11 protein-coding genes are annotated in these 13823 nt (G+C 59.6%); 5 read left to right on the top strand and 6 right to left on the bottom strand.

What is annotated here, in order from left to right; translation table 11 throughout:
* The first annotated feature begins 50 nt into the window (after window positions 1-50).
* Window positions 51-2906: an amidoligase family protein gene (locus tag RY831_RS07200; protein WP_326505639.1), complete on the top strand. Its 2856-nt coding sequence runs from the start codon at window positions 51-53 to the stop codon at window positions 2904-2906.
* 288 nt (window positions 2907-3194) lie between these two features.
* On the opposite strand, the gene RY831_RS07195 is transcribed toward RY831_RS07200, so the two are convergent.
* Window positions 3195-4466: an amidohydrolase family protein gene (locus RY831_RS07195; RefSeq protein WP_326505638.1), complete on the bottom strand. Its 1272-nt coding sequence runs from the start codon at window positions 4464-4466 to the stop codon at window positions 3195-3197.
* A 230-nt stretch (window positions 4467-4696) separates the two neighbouring features.
* Between RY831_RS07195 and RY831_RS07190 the strand changes: the two genes are divergently transcribed.
* On the top strand, window positions 4697-5605 hold the full coding sequence (locus RY831_RS07190) for an ion transporter (protein ID WP_326505637.1): 909 nt from the start codon (window positions 4697-4699) through the stop codon (window positions 5603-5605).
* A 32-nt stretch (window positions 5606-5637) separates the two neighbouring features.
* Here the strand turns inward: RY831_RS07190 and RY831_RS07185 are convergent, their stop codons facing one another.
* Window positions 5638-5970 carry a cupin domain-containing protein gene (locus RY831_RS07185; protein ID WP_326505636.1) on the bottom strand — a complete coding sequence of 111 codons (333 nt, stop codon included), beginning with the start codon at window positions 5968-5970 and terminating at the stop codon, window positions 5638-5640.
* 235 nt (window positions 5971-6205) lie between these two features.
* Here RY831_RS07185 and RY831_RS07180 point away from each other — a divergent pair, with 235 nt between their 5' ends.
* The 3 genes from RY831_RS07180 to RY831_RS07170 all read left to right on the top strand — a co-directional run bounded on the left by RY831_RS07180 (window position 6206) and on the right by RY831_RS07170 (window position 9967).
* On the top strand, window positions 6206-7330 hold the full coding sequence (locus tag RY831_RS07180) for a branched-chain amino acid ABC transporter substrate-binding protein (RefSeq protein ID WP_326505635.1): 1125 nt from the start codon (window positions 6206-6208) through the stop codon (window positions 7328-7330).
* A 184-nt stretch (window positions 7331-7514) separates the two neighbouring features.
* On the top strand, window positions 7515-9308 hold the full coding sequence (locus RY831_RS07175) for a thiamine pyrophosphate-requiring protein (protein ID WP_326505738.1): 1794 nt from the start codon (window positions 7515-7517) through the stop codon (window positions 9306-9308).
* 53 nt (window positions 9309-9361) lie between these two features.
* Window positions 9362-9967 carry an undecaprenyl diphosphate synthase family protein gene (locus RY831_RS07170; protein ID WP_326505634.1) on the top strand — a complete coding sequence of 202 codons (606 nt, stop codon included), beginning with the start codon at window positions 9362-9364 and terminating at the stop codon, window positions 9965-9967.
* Here the strand turns inward: RY831_RS07170 and RY831_RS07165 are convergent.
* The 4 genes from RY831_RS07165 to RY831_RS07150 form a co-directional block, all read right to left on the bottom strand.
* Window positions 9900-10697 carry an SOS response-associated peptidase gene (locus RY831_RS07165; protein WP_326505633.1) on the bottom strand — a complete coding sequence of 266 codons (798 nt, stop codon included), beginning with the start codon at window positions 10695-10697 and terminating at the stop codon, window positions 9900-9902. The genes RY831_RS07170 and RY831_RS07165 overlap by 68 nt on opposite strands.
* A 133-nt stretch (window positions 10698-10830) precedes the next feature.
* Window positions 10831-11748, bottom strand: coding sequence for a manganese catalase family protein (locus RY831_RS07160; protein ID WP_326505632.1), 918 nt, complete (start codon window positions 11746-11748; stop codon window positions 10831-10833).
* Window positions 11749-12178: 430 nt separating this feature from the next.
* Window positions 12179-12985, bottom strand: a complete 807-nt coding sequence (gene phnE / locus RY831_RS07155) for a phosphonate ABC transporter, permease protein PhnE (protein ID WP_326505631.1) — start codon at window positions 12983-12985, stop codon at window positions 12179-12181.
* Window positions 12982-13818, bottom strand: coding sequence for a PhnE/PtxC family ABC transporter permease (locus RY831_RS07150; RefSeq protein ID WP_326505630.1), 837 nt, complete (start codon window positions 13816-13818; stop codon window positions 12982-12984). Before RY831_RS07150 ends, phnE begins: the two co-directional genes overlap by 4 nt.
* Between the last annotated feature and the right edge of the window lie 5 nt (window positions 13819-13823).

Raw genomic sequence — 13823 nt, 5'->3', positions numbered from 1 at the left:
GGTAAGCGACATCGCATTGCAGTTGTCCTTACATAATATGGACCTACGCCATGCGAATTGGAAAAAGTACTTACTCGTTGATGTGGCCAGATGCATTATCTTCCAACGAAACGCGCATGCGACGAAGAGCGAATGACGAGAGACGACGCGATGAGGGGCTTCCTGTTCCCGAACGAATGGTGTTCATTAAAAGAGACAAAGCGAAGTCGGCTCGATTTCGCCAAGCGTTATTAACGGGACAGAACGATCGTTCTCTGACTCCTTCACAAGTCCCGCCTCGTACAGCTAATCTCAATAGCGAATCGCAGGAAATCCCAACTCAGCCTCGACATGACGGCCATGTGGAGGTTCATCAGGCACTTCCTGCAGTTGAGCAGCCTGAGTTCACATCGATAAACCCTGCTCTGGTGCATGAACCGGAAAACGCCGGCGGTATAGTAACGCCTGGGCAGACATTGCAAAGCTCCGCTACCACTTCCAACACAGCTCCTGAAAACACCGCAAGGAGCTTGCAAAAGTTAAACGATGATCCGTTTCCGGATTGGCCAGGCGAACTGAAGTCCGGAAGCGATTTGGATTTGCTGAAGCAAAATTTTTCACTCCTGGCGCCGCATCTCCAATTTCTAAAAGCCAAAGACAGTGCTTGGCTTGAAAACCTTCAACTGCTTATTAACAAAAATGCGGAATTGGTTGCGTCCAATTTTAATGACATCAAAGATCTAGATTGTGAGGGATTAAGTCATCTTTTGAACTTGCTCACTCGGTATGAGGAATGGACAAGATCACACGTTGCCATGGTCTGCAATATGGACATGAAAGGTCTACTGTTACACCTCGAGAACAACCTTGATTGGACAACAAAGAACTTGCGCAAACTACAAAATTACGAAGATATCAGCGGACTGGTTCCATGGGTTAAGAAAGAGGAGAAATGGACAACGATAAATCTTCGTGCGTTAGCCCGGATCAATGGACCCAGGCTGGATTCACTTACTCGGTTGTTGGAAGTTGACCAGCAATGGACTATTAAGAATTTTAATGGCATAAAAACAATGAGCACCGCCACCTTGACGGCGTTGCCGCATATTCTGCATGATCAACCTGAATGGGTAACAAGTCATCTTAACGAAATAAAAGCCATGGAGGGCAATGCATTCGAAAAATTAGTGCCGCTGTTGAATTCACACAGAGAATGGACCCTGCTCCGTTTCGATGACATCAAAACCTTGCAGGGCGAAGCACTGGAGATTCTTTTCCGGTTCCTGGAAAAAAAACCGGATTGGACGAAAGAAAACTTCCCGCTAATTAAAAAAAGCCTTGAGGATGTGAGATTTTTCGGGTTGCTTAACCAGAATACAGACTGGGGAATAAGAAATCTCGCCATGATTCACCAGATGAGTCACATGACTTCCCTGGTATTTTGGGAGTACTACGAAAATAGTAAAAGAGATAGCGAAGCCTTAAATGCTTTCAATCCCCAAGATCTGCTAGATTTGCAAAAGACCTCTGAAGATGACGAACTGGAGGCAAAACGATTTTTCTTGAATTTAATGGATAAATGCTCCAATGGATTCAATAGTGCCGCCAACCCATTCTTGCGCAAATTTCAGGCGTCCCACAAAGTACCCAGGGACGAAGAACAAATACTGGCATCAAATGGCGCCTCACGATCGACATTGGCATTGCATAGCAATAAACAGCTTGTCACGGAGTCATTGTTGATAGAAAAGTTCAGGTGGAATCACCGTCTTTTGCCGGATGCTACGTTCGGGGTGGAGAACGAGATGTATATCCCTGGCGTCCCCCGTAATTCCAATGAGTTCAACGAAAAGATGAATTCGTTATTGGGCACAAAAAATTACTCGTATGTGGACGATCAATCCCTCTTTCCAAGATACCTTGCTTCGGCAACTGAACAAGTCACATCCATTTTGCGCAATTCATCAGACATTCATGAATTACAAAGTGCCATGTCTATCATCAATGATTGGGGAGGATTTACAACGCAAAGGGCGGGAGTTCATATACATACCGGGGTCCGGCAATGGAGCGCCGCCCATTCTTTAAAAGCGCCGCTGGAGAAGTCCGGCAATTCTGCGTTGAGTGAGTGGGATGTTCCAAATCAGAATGACTACGACATCACACCATTTCAGCTTATGTTGATGAAGCAATTCATTATCAATATGGCTTCCGTACAAGAGGAATTTTATGAAGTATCCAGAGAGTCAAAATTTAATCAACGCAATGCGCCTATAGATCCACATGAGCTTCCAGCTTTTTTTGAAAAGGTCTCCGCAGCGCCTGACCTAGCATCTCTCATCCAAGTCGCACAAAAAAATGGCAGGGACTCCTGCGTAAATCTGCATTCTTTTGCTCGGCACGGCACTATTGAAATACGCGGGTTTACTAAAAAGAATAGCGAGCATATGGGTGTTGATCCCAATATCCCCGTGAGAGATATCATATTTTTGCAAGACGTGTTAATTCATACATTGAAAGGCTTGGGCGAAGTACTCCTGTCGTGCCCTTCACCCTCACAGAAATATAGTATTAAACCTGATGAAGGTTTAAAAAATGTAATTAAAGACTACACTCAAGATGTATTTCTGCTTCAAATTGTGCACGCCTTGGGTCAAAGAGAAGTTGAAAAGCGTTTCAGAACAATGGAGGCTATTTTAAGAGACAAGGAAAAAATAAGCAGTTCTACGCTGGAAAAGATTCAAGAGAACCTGCGTGATTTGGTTGGTGACGATAATGATCGCATGGCGCAGCATTTCATTAACGTGTTGCATGGCAAGGAACAATGGAATCCGTTTTTCAATGGCCTTGCTCCAGTAAGAAGGAAGCATTCACTGCGTTTTGCAACGGACACTGTTTTAAAAGGTAAGACGGAGGTGGGAGAATAGTCAACCCATACTCAACCATTAGTGGCGGATTAACCCAGTTACCCTGCGCTACGAGAAAGCCGCGGTTGCGAAACCGGGACACGGATACACCGGGATTCCAGCTCGCAAACAATCTGGTCAAGCGCACCTTGCGCACCCTGCGCAGCTTCGTAAGCTGGCGCAAGATTGGCTTCGGGATGTGGTTTGCACACATTTCACGCTACGTCGAGTGGATCATGAACGTCGTCGGCAGTTGCAAACTGCAATGGCGCAATCGCTCGCCTTCTTCACGCATGCCGTTCAGGCCCGTTACCGCCCCAGCCGGAAATCCACCTGCTCCGGCCGCCCCGGCAGATTGAGTTCGGCCCGCGCCGGCGGGGAATGGCTGATCACCCGGCCGCGCCGCAGCACGTAGCGGCGCGCGGCGCGCAGGCGGATCGCCTCGATGGTGCTGCCGGCGTCGAGAATGACCAGGTCCGCATGGCAGCCGGCCTGCAGGCCGTAGCCCTCGAGGCCGAGGATGCGGGCCGGCGTTTCGGTGACCGCGTCGAAGCAGGCGCGCATCGCTTCCTGGCTGGTCATCTGCGCCACGTGCAGGCCCATGTGCGCGACCTCGAGCATGTCGCCCGAGCCCATGCCGTACCAGGGGTCCATCACGCAGTCGTGGCCGAAGGCGACATCGACGCCGGCGGCCATCAGTTCCGGTACGCGGGTCATGCCGCGCCGCTTCGGATAGGTGTCGTGGCGGCCCTGCAGGGTGATGTTGATCAGCGGGTTGGCGATCGCCGCCACGCCCGATTCGGCGATCAGCGGCAGCAGCTTGCTGACGTAATAATTGTCCATCGAGTGCATCGAGGTCAGGTGCGAGCCGGCGACGCGGCCGTGCATGCCGAGGCGGTTGGCATGATAGGCCAGGGTTTCGATGTGGCGCGACATCGGGTCGTCGGATTCGTCGCAGTGCATGTCAACCCGCAGGCCTTTATCGGCGGCGAACTTGCACAGCAGGCGCACCGATTCGGCGCCGTCGGCCATGGTGCGCTCGAAATGCGGAATGCCGCCCACCACGTCCACGCCCATGGCGATGGCCCGCTTGAGATTGTCGAACGCGGTCGGGCTGCGCAGCAGGCCGTCCTGCGGAAACGCCACCAGCTGCAGGTCGAGATAGGGCGCCACCCGCCGCTTGACTTCCAGCAGCGCCTCCACCGCCAGCAGACGGTCGTCGCAGATGTCGACATGGGTGCGGATCGCCAGCAGCCCGCGCGCCACCGCCCAGTCGCAGTACTGCAGCGCGCGCTCGATCAGCGCTTCCTGCGCCAGCAGCGGCTTGAGTTCGCCCCACAGCGCAATGCCCTCGAGCAGCGTGCCCGACCGGTTTACGCGCGGCAGGCCGTAGCTGAGCGTGGCATCCATGTGGAAGTGGGCATCGACGAACGGCGGCGCCGCCAGGTCGCCGTTGGCATCGATCTCGTGCCGGCCTTTCATGGCAAGGTCGGTGCCGATGGCGGCGATCCTGTCGCCGGAGATGGCGATGTCGGCCCGGGTTTGGTCGGGCAGGGTGGCGTTGCGTATGACGAGATCCATGCGGCGGTCTTCCTCTTGGGTGGTTGGATGCCGGCCGATGCGGCCGTGCAGGCAGATTGTCGCAGCATCCTGCCACGGGATGGTGCGTTCGGCTAATCAGGCGGCGAACCCTGTCATTGCCGTCGCAAGAAAGATGCCGGCAAGGACGACGGTGCATCACGGTCAAGGCGGCAACATGCCTCCTGTAGAATCAGTCCTTCCCAGGATCTCCACCTTATCTGCCTCCGATCATGAACCAGCGCACCGCCTCCTCCGGCAACGCCTCGTCTCGCCAGCAGCAGCCCGCCGAGCCGGCCGTCTATTTCGGCCGTCCCGCACCGGGATGGCGCGAGCGCCTGTTTACCATCATCTTTGAAGCCGACACGGTGCCAGGCAGGGTATTCGACTTCAGCCTGATCGCGGCAATCCTGTTGAGCGTGACCGTGGTCATGTTGGACAGCATCGAAGGCATTCATCTGCGCTACGGCCGCCTGCTCAACGGGCTGGAGTGGGTCTTCACCATCGTTTTCACGCTGGAGTACATCGGTCGCCTGTCCTGCGTGCGCCATCCGATGCGCTATGCCACCAGCTTCTTCGGCATCATCGACCTGCTGTCCATCGTGCCGGCCTATGCGGCGCTGGCCATGCCGGAGCTGCATGCGCTGATCGACTTCCGGCTGCTGCGCCTGCTGCGCATGTTCCGGCTGCTCAAGCTGACTTCCTACATCGAGGAGTATTCGATGCTGGGCAATGCGCTCATCGCCAGCCGCCGCAAGATCTTCATTTTCCTGTCGGTGGTGGCCATTCTCGTGATCCTGAACGGCACGCTGATGTACGTGATCGAGGGCGGGCCGGGCACCGCCTTCAGCAGCATTCCGACCGCCGTCTATTTCGCCATCACCGCCGTTACCACGGTCGGCTTCGGCGACATTACCCCCAAGACCGATCTCGGCCGCGCGCTCACGTCGCTGTCGATGCTGATCGGCTGGTCGATCCTCGCGGTACCGACCGGCATCATCACCTCCGAAATGACGCTGCAGAAGGTGCAGCCGAAGCCGACCACCCGCACCTGTCCGGAATGTCTGGCGAGCGGCCTGGATGCCGATGCCATTTACTGCAAGAGCTGCGGCACGCGGCTTCCGGAGTACGAGCATGACTGAAAAATCATTGAACGCGGCATGCCCGGCCGCCGTCAATAAAACACCGCCAGCCAGACCGTCTCGGTATCGGCAGCCGTCCATTCCACCCGGTGCCTTTCGTGCGCCGGGATGTTGACATAATCGCCTTCGCCCATCTCCAGCAGCCGGTCGCCGCTTTCGAAACGCAGCGCGGCTCTTCCCTTGAGCAGCAGCACCCATTCATGCTCGGCCTGGTCGTACCAGAAGCCGGGCGGCGACGCATGGCCGCGGGAGACGATGCGTTCGATGCGAACCCGCCCGGGGGTATTTCCGGTGCCGGCCAGGGTCTGCATCAATTCCTGGGGCAGGTCGGCCGGGATGCCGGTGAAAAGATTGCTTGCTTCCATGTTGTCGGATTTGTTGTCTGAAGTTCCATTGTCCCGGAAATGCCGAATTTAATTTACCTTTACCCACCACAGGAGAATAAATCGCTATAAACGCCGGGTTTTCGTAAAAAGAACGCAAGATAATTTTGCACGACCTTGTCCATAATCCACAGCCGTGACTCAACCAGTTCACAGCGCTGGCGCTGGCCGACATCATCGCCGTGCCATGGAGAAGATACTTAAACGAGGAAACCACATGTACCAGAACAAGATTATCGCTGCCCTGGCCCTGGCCGGCCTGGCAGGCATGGCAAACGCACAGGAAACCGTCGTCAAGATCGGCCACAGCGGCCCGCTGTCCGGCGCGCAATCCTTCGCCGGCAAGGACAATGAAAACGGCGCGCGCCTCGCCATCGACGAGTTGAACGCCAAGCCGATCACCGTCGGCGGCAAGAAGGTCAAGTTCGAACTGGTCAGCGAAGACGACCAGGGCGATCCGAAAGCCGGCGTCAACGTCGCGCAGAAGCTCATGGACAGCGGCGTCAAGTTCGTCGTCGGCCCCTACAACTCCGGCGTCGCGATTCCCGCTTCGCGCGTCTACAACGACGCCGGCGCGCTGGTCGCCACCGTCGGTTCCAATCCGAAGATCACGCAGCAGGGCTACAAGAGCCTGTATCGCATCAACGCCAGCGATTCCCAGCTCGGCTCCAAGATGGCGCTGTACGCCGCCAAGGAACTCAAGCTCAAGACCGTGGCCGTGATCGACGACCGTACCGCCTACGGCCAGGGTGTCGCGGAAGAGTTCAAGAAGCAGGCCAAGGCTTCCGGCCTGAACGTGGTCGGCCATGAGTTCACCAACGACAAGGCATCGGACTTCACCGCCATCCTGACCAGCCTGAAGGCCAAGAAGGTCGAAGCGATCTTCCTCGGCGGCTATGCTCCCCAGGGCGGCCCGATGGCGCGCCAGATGAAACAGCTCGGCATCAATGCCAAGCTGCTCGGCGGCGACACCATCTGCGCGGCGGAAATGGGCAAGCTCGGCGGCGACGCCGTCGGCGAGAACGTGCTCTGCGCACAGGGCGGCGCAATTCTCGACAAGGCCGCTTCCGGCCCGGAGTTCAAGAGCAAGTACAAGAAGCAGTTCAACCAGGATCCCAGCGTCTATGCCGCTTCCTTCTATGACGGCGTGATGCTGTTTGCCGACGCCATGAAGAAAGCCGACTCGGTCGATCCGGCCAAGGTCAATGCCGCCGTCCGCCAGGGTTTGTTCAAGGGCGTGGCCGGCAACTATTCCTTCGACGACAAGGGCAACATGAAGGAGTCCCCGGTGACCGTGTTCACCTTCAAGAACCAGCAGCCGGTCCCGCTGACCAGCTATTGATTGCCGCCGGCAGGGCCTGCTGAAGGGCCCTGTAGCTGGAGTCATGGCAAAGCGACGCTTCGGCGTCGCTTTTTTTTGCCTGATTTCTGTCGTCGCCGCTGCCCTACGATGCTGTCAACAGGAAAGCGGAATGCAAATTGCTTGGCCATGCGCTTCGATCATTCGCACTTCGGAGGGACGCATCATGGCCAATGTCGATAATGTCGGTAATGCAGCTACAGTCGGCGATTTCATCCTGCAGCGGCTGCAGCAATGGAAGGTGCGCCGCGTCTATGGTTATCCCGGCGACAGCATCAACGGCATCATGGGCGCCTTCGGCCGCCAGGACGCCATCGAATTCGTGCAGACCCGGCACGAGGAAATGGCCGCCTTCATGGCTTGCGCCCATGCCAAATTCACCGGCGAAACCGGCGTTTGCCTGGCCACTTCCGGCCCCGGCGCCATCCACCTGCTCAACGGCCTGTACGACGCCAAGCTCGATCACCAGCCGGTGGTCGCCATCGTCGGCCAGCAGAAGCGCGCGGCGCTCGGCGGCGATTACCAGCAGGAAGTGGACCTGCAGTCGCTGTTCAAGGATGTCGCCCATGAATACGTGCAGACCGCGATGACCCCGGAGCAAGTGCGCCATCTGGTCGACCGCGCGTTCCGCATCGCACAGGAACAGCGCGCGGTGACCTGCATCATCATTCCCAACGACTTGCAGGAACTCGATGCGGTCGAGGCGCCGCCGCGCGAGCATGGCACCGTGCATTCCGGCATCGGCAGCGTCGGCCGCAACCTGGTGCCGTCGGCGGACGGCTTGCAGCAGGCGGCCGAGATCCTCAACCGGGGAAAGAAAGTCGCCATCCTCGCCGGCGCCGGCGCGCTCGGCGCGACCGAAGAACTGGTCCAGGCCGCCGAGTTGCTTGGCGCCGGCATCGCCAAGGCCCTGCTGGGCAAGGCCGCCGTGCCGGACGACCTGCCTTTCGTCACCGGCAGCATCGGCATCATCGGCACCCGGCCCAGCTTCGAGATGATGAACGCCTGCGACACGCTGCTGATGGTCGGCTCCAGTTTTCCCTACGCGGAATTCCTGCCGCCGGAAGGGCAGGCGCGAGGCGTGCAGATCGATATCGATGCCAGGATGACCAGCCTGCGCTATCCGATGGAATGCAACCTGATCGGCGATGCGCGCGAAACCCTGAAGGCCCTGCTGCCGCTGCTGGACCGCAAGAGCGACCGCAGCTGGCGCGGGGAGATCGAGGGCAATGTCGCTCGCTGGTGGCAGACCATGGCGCGGCGCGCAATGGATGCGGCGACGCCGCTCAATCCGCAACTGCCGTTCCACGAACTGTCGAAGCGCCTGCCCGACGATTGCATCCTCACCTGCGATTCCGGTTCCGCCGCCAGCTGGTATGCGCTGCACCTGCAGGTACGGCAAGGCATGCAGGCGTCGCTGTCGGGCGGACTGTCGACCATGGGCTGCGCGGTGCCCTATGCGATCGCGGCCAAGTATGCGCATCCGGGACGTCCGGTGATCGCGCTTGCCGGCGACGGCGCCATGCAGATGAACGGCATCAACGGCCTGATCACCATCGCCAAGAACTGGCGCGCATGGAGCAGTCCGAATCTCGTCGTAATGGTGCTCAACAACCGCGACCTCAACTTCGTCACCTGGGAGCAGCGCGGGCAGGAAGGCGATCCGAAATACGCGCCTTCGCAGGATCTGCCCGATTTCGCCTATGCCGACTTTGCCCGCATGCTCGGCCTGCACGGCATCCGCGTCGAAAGCCCGGACCAGGTGGGCGACGCCTGGGACCGGGCGCTGGCGGCGGATCGGCCTTGCCTGCTGGAATTCGTGGCCGATGCCAACGTACCGCCGCTGCCGCCGCACATGACCCGCAAACAGGCCAAGTCCTATTACGAAGCGCTGGAGAAGGGGGATGCGGATGCGCAGGCAATCCGCACGGCATTGGAGCGGCAGCAATCCGAGTCCTGAGCGAAGCTTTTATAGTGAAGCGGTTTTCATTTTGCGTATGCATCTGACAAAACATGGCGCTTCCAACACATATCGGCTTCATCCCTGACGGCAATCGCCGCTGGGCGGTCAATCGCGGCATGGGCAAGCAGGACGGCTATGCGTTCGGCATCGAACCCGGCCTGCAGCTGTACGAGCAATGCAAGGCCTATGGAATTCAGGAAGTATCGGTGTACGGCTTTACGCAGGACAACGTCAAGCGGCCTGCCGAGCAGAAACACGCGTTCAGCCAGGCCTGCGTGCATTTCGCGCAGGAAGTGATGCGGCGCGGCTGCGCGCTGCTGGTGGTCGGCGACGAAGACTCGGAGCAGTTTCCCGCCGAGCTGCGGCCTTTCCGCCAACGCCAGGGCAGCGGCATCAAGGTCAATTTCCTCGTCAATTACGGCTGGAAATGGGACCTGGCAGGCATGCGGCAGGGCGACATCCGTTCCAGCGATGTGTCCCGGCTCGACATGGTGGTGCGCTGGGGCGGCGGGCGCAGGCTGAGCGGCTTTTTACCGGTGCAGTCGGTATATGCGGACATTTACGTGGTCGACGACTATTGGCCCGACTTCAAGCCGGAGCATCTCGACCAGGCGCTGGAATGGTTTTCCCGGCAGGACCGGACGCTGGGCGGCTGATCATAGCCTCCTCATCGTCCTCATTATCCTCTTCGCCGTGCTCCGATTCGATCGGCGCTATCAGGTGCGGGCCGTTGTTGCCGACGCGATTGACTTCGGTGCCGACCCGGTACCAGTCGAAGGCTTCCGGCGGCAGGGCCATGGCCCGGGCCAGATGTTCGGCCTGCTCGGGCGGCAGGCTGTTATCCATCCACAACGCCGCATCTTCCGGTGCGAATACCACCGGACGGCGGTCGTGCACGTCGATCAGGCCGCCGTCGGCCGCGGCGGTGACGATGACGAAGCCGGTGTTTCCGCCCGGCTCCTTGTCCGGCCGGTAGCCGGTGATGGCGGCCAGGAACAGCGGCCGCTGGTCCCTGCGCCGTATGTACCACGGCTGCTTGCGGCCTTTCTCGCCGGTCCATTCATACCAGCCGTCGGCGGGCACGATGGCGCGGCCCTTCTTCCATAGCGGCCTGAAATACGGCCCGGTCGCCGCCTTTTCGATGCGGGCATTGATGGCCATGGGAATCTTCTTTTCGGCAGCCCAGGACGGGCGGTAGCCCCAGTTCACCGCATCGATATGCTCGCGCTCGTCATCGAAGCAATGCATCAGCCAGGGCGAAGTGCCGGGCGCGACATTCCAGACCGAGGTGTGCCGGCCGTCGTGGCATCCGAACTCGTCTGCCTGCCAGCCCATTTCGCGGGCATAGGCAAGCTGGTTGCGATGTTGGGTGATGCGTCCGCACATGATGCGTTCAGTTTAGTTTATGCCTTGATGCGAAGTGCCGCCTTCGGGATAAGCGAATCATGCCGCAGTGCATACCCCCGGCGGCATGATTCGATGACTCAACGGTTCAATGCTTGAAGCGATGAATCAGGGATCACGGCGTGATCGTCTTGCCCTTGAGCGATTTTCCCTGGTCGGTGCCGGGGGCCGCGCCGAGTTCGGCGCCGGTCGGAGGATCGAGGGTCGGGTTGGACTGGGTGCGCTTGGCCAGCATGTCGAGCGCGGTCATTTCCTCCGGTTTCAGCTGCACGCTGGCAAGGCCGTCGCCGCCGTCGACCGCGCTCTGCTCGTTGCGGTCCGACACGAACATCCACTGCTCGCCCTGGTTCCAGGAGCCGCGCATGTCGCCTTCGCCCTGCGACATGTTGAAGTAGACGCTGGCGAAGCGCGGGTCGCCCGGCAGTTTGCCCGGCGGGAAGTTGGGCTCGATCGAATACAGCGCTTTCTCGAACGACTTCTGGTGCGCGACTTCGCGTGTCATGAGGAAGGTCAGCGCTTCCTTCACGCCCGGATCGTCAGTGCAGTTGATCAGGCGCTCGTACACGATCTTGGCGCGCGCCTCGGCCGCAATGTTGGAACGCAGGTCGGCGGTCGGTTCGCCGATGGTGTCGATGTAGGCGGCGGTCCAGGGCACGCCGGCGGAATTGATGAGGGGCGTGCCGGCGCCGTACAGCACCTGGGTCGTATGGCTGTCGTTGCCCGCGCCATTGATCTTGCGATACATCTCGGCTTCGCTGTCGATGCCTTCGGCCAGCGGACCCTTGGCGCCCTTGTTGAGCATGGCGACCAGGTGGCCGATGACTTCGAGGTGGCTGAGCTCCTCGGTGGCGATATCCATCAGCATGTCCTTGCGGCCCGGATCGTCCTCGCTCAGTGCCTGCGTGAAGTAACGACAGGCCGCGGCGAGCTCGCCCTGCGGTCCGCCGAATTGTTCCAGCAGAAGATTGGCCAATCCTGGATTGCTTTCCGTGACGCGCACCGTGTACTGAAGACGTTTGTTATGAGCAAACATGGAATTCCTCTCGTAAGTTGCCTGGCAGTGTTGCTGGGCCAGGTCGCGTTGGTAGGTGGACGCGAGGAGGATGCAAGACACGTACCACGCGTGGATCACGCGTGGCATCCGGCTGAAGATCGCTTCCATCCTTATGTACGGGCTCATACATGCGGGACAAGCGGGAATGGCTGCGGTGCGTAGCGGCAAATGCAATGCCTGCAAGCGCTACGCAAGAATTACCGGCACAAAGTACAAAGTGCATGACACAGCAGTAGCAGGCCGATGCGAGCTGTTATCGGTAATGGAGAATGCGAGCTGGCGGCCTTGTAGATGCATGGCCGTACTCATTTGCTCAGACTATGAAAGCGATTGGAAATTCCTTCGGAACTACCGGCAGGCGCAAGCGTCGGTGGCAGAGAAGCGAGAGCCTGCTTGTCGCCGGCCTTGCTCAACGCATCAGCAAGCGCCGCAACATGAAACTGCCGGCGTCGACGAAAGCAACCAGCAGCAGCATGGCGATGATCACGGTTGCCGCCTGATGCATCTGGAAAAGCGAGAGATGGTATTTGAGCATCTGGCCAAGGCCGCCGGCACCCACCACGCCGAGGATGGCAGCGGCGCGGATATTGTTTTCCCAGCGATACAGGGTATAGGAAAGCATCTGCGGCAATGCCTGCGGCAGCGTCGCATACAGGAAGGCCGGCATCGCCTGCGCGCCGTTCAGCCGCAGCGAGGATTCGGGCAGCGGCGAGGTATTCTCGAGTGCATCGGCGAACAGCCGGCCCAGCACGCCCGCCGTATGCACAGCCAGGGCCAGCGTGCCGGCGAACGGGCCGAGCCCGGCTGCCACCAGCAGGATGGAGGCCCACACCAGTTCCGGCACCGAGCGCGAACCATTGAGCAGCATGCGCGTAACGGCCCTGGCGCCCGCGCCGAAGCGTCCGCTGGCGGGCAGCGCGAGCAGCAGGCCGGCGGCTGCGGCGATGGCGGTGCCCAGCGCCGACATGGCCATGGTCTCGGCGGTGGCCGTCGCGGTCTTGCGCAGAAAATTCGGAGCGCTTTCCGGCGGCGCGAAGCCGGCCAGAAAATCACGCGTGGTGCGCAGCGCATCGAGCGTAAAGAAGGCCTTCCACTGCAGCGGCAGCGTGGCGAAGCTGGCTACAACCAGCGCCAGCAAGCCGAGCAGCAGCAGCAGGGTGGAGATGCGGATGCCGGGTGGAGGCGGCGGCGCCATGCGGGATTGAACCGGCTTCATGCCAGCCTCCGCCGCAGCAGCTTGCTGACCAGATCGGCGCCCGCCACCAGCAGCACGAAGATGATCAGCATGGTCGCCACTTCCCCTCCGGCCAGCATCTTCATCGATTCATCCATGCGCTGGCCGAGGCCGCCGGCACCGACGAAACCCATCACCACCGAACCGCGGATCGCGCATTCCCAGCGGTAGACCGTATAGGAGACCAGTTCCGATGCCGATTCCGGCAGGGCGCCGTACAGCAGGGTTGCAAGCCGTCCGCTGCCGTTGTTGAGCAGCGCATCGCTTGCATGCGGCTCGGCCGATTCCAGGATCTCCGCATACACCTTGCCGAGCATGCCGCAATAGGTCAGCGCGATGGCGAGCACGCCGGCCGTCGGACCGAGTCCGACGATGCGCACCAGCAGCAGCGCCCAGACCAGTTCCGGCACGCTGCGCAACAGGATCAGCAGCCAGCGCATCAGCTGGCGGACGCCGCGTCCGAGCGCACCGATGCGGCCGGTGCCGAGGCGCGATATCGACAGGCGTTCATTAATGACGATGGTCAGCGGAATGGCGCCAACCAGCGCCAGCGTCATGCCGGCGGTCGCCATGGCGATCGTCTGCCAGGTCGCCTCGACGACCAGCAGCAGGAATTCGGGGGAGTGCGCGGGCGGCAGGAAGGATGCGAGGAAATTTCCGGTAGCCTGCAGGCTCTGCGCGTCGAGCAGAATCCAGGGCTTGAATTCGCTCCACGCCAGCAGCGGCCAGAGAATGAGCAGCGCCAGCACGATCGCGGTGACGCGGCCGCGCCAGGCAGGATCGGTGTGGATGGCAGGAGCCGCGCCGGAGGACATGGTCG

It is taken from the genome of Noviherbaspirillum album, assembly GCF_035916955.1.
GTDB classification, from domain to species: domain Bacteria; phylum Pseudomonadota; class Gammaproteobacteria; order Burkholderiales; family Burkholderiaceae_D; genus Noviherbaspirillum; species Noviherbaspirillum album.
Note: the sequence above shows the minus strand (reverse complement) of the source record. Positions and strands in the feature narration are given on the sequence as shown.

What these genes read in the sequence shown, in the direction of transcription:
- RY831_RS07180 (WP_326505635.1), top strand. Translation starts at nt 6,206, where the DNA reads ATGTACCAGAACAAGATTATCGCTGCCCTGGCCCTGGCCGGCCTGGCA.
- RY831_RS07175 (WP_326505738.1), top strand. Translation starts at nt 7,515, where the DNA reads ATGGCCAATGTCGATAATGTCGGTAATGCAGCTACAGTCGGCGATTTC.
- RY831_RS07195 (WP_326505638.1), bottom strand. Translation starts at nt 4,466, where the DNA reads ATGGATCTCGTCATACGCAACGCCACCCTGCCCGACCAAACCCGGGCC.
- RY831_RS07170 (WP_326505634.1), top strand. Translation starts at nt 9,362, where the DNA reads ATGGCGCTTCCAACACATATCGGCTTCATCCCTGACGGCAATCGCCGC.
- RY831_RS07190 (WP_326505637.1), top strand. Translation starts at nt 4,697, where the DNA reads ATGAACCAGCGCACCGCCTCCTCCGGCAACGCCTCGTCTCGCCAGCAG.
- phnE (WP_326505631.1), bottom strand. Translation starts at nt 12,985, where the DNA reads ATGAAGCCGGTTCAATCCCGCATGGCGCCGCCGCCTCCACCCGGCATC.
- RY831_RS07150 (WP_326505630.1), bottom strand. Translation starts at nt 13,818, where the DNA reads ATGTCCTCCGGCGCGGCTCCTGCCATCCACACCGATCCTGCCTGGCGC.
- RY831_RS07165 (WP_326505633.1), bottom strand. Translation starts at nt 10,697, where the DNA reads ATGTGCGGACGCATCACCCAACATCGCAACCAGCTTGCCTATGCCCGC.
- RY831_RS07160 (WP_326505632.1), bottom strand. Translation starts at nt 11,748, where the DNA reads ATGTTTGCTCATAACAAACGTCTTCAGTACACGGTGCGCGTCACGGAA.
- RY831_RS07185 (WP_326505636.1), bottom strand. Translation starts at nt 5,970, where the DNA reads ATGGAAGCAAGCAATCTTTTCACCGGCATCCCGGCCGACCTGCCCCAG.
- RY831_RS07200 (WP_326505639.1), top strand. Translation starts at nt 51, where the DNA reads ATGCGAATTGGAAAAAGTACTTACTCGTTGATGTGGCCAGATGCATTA.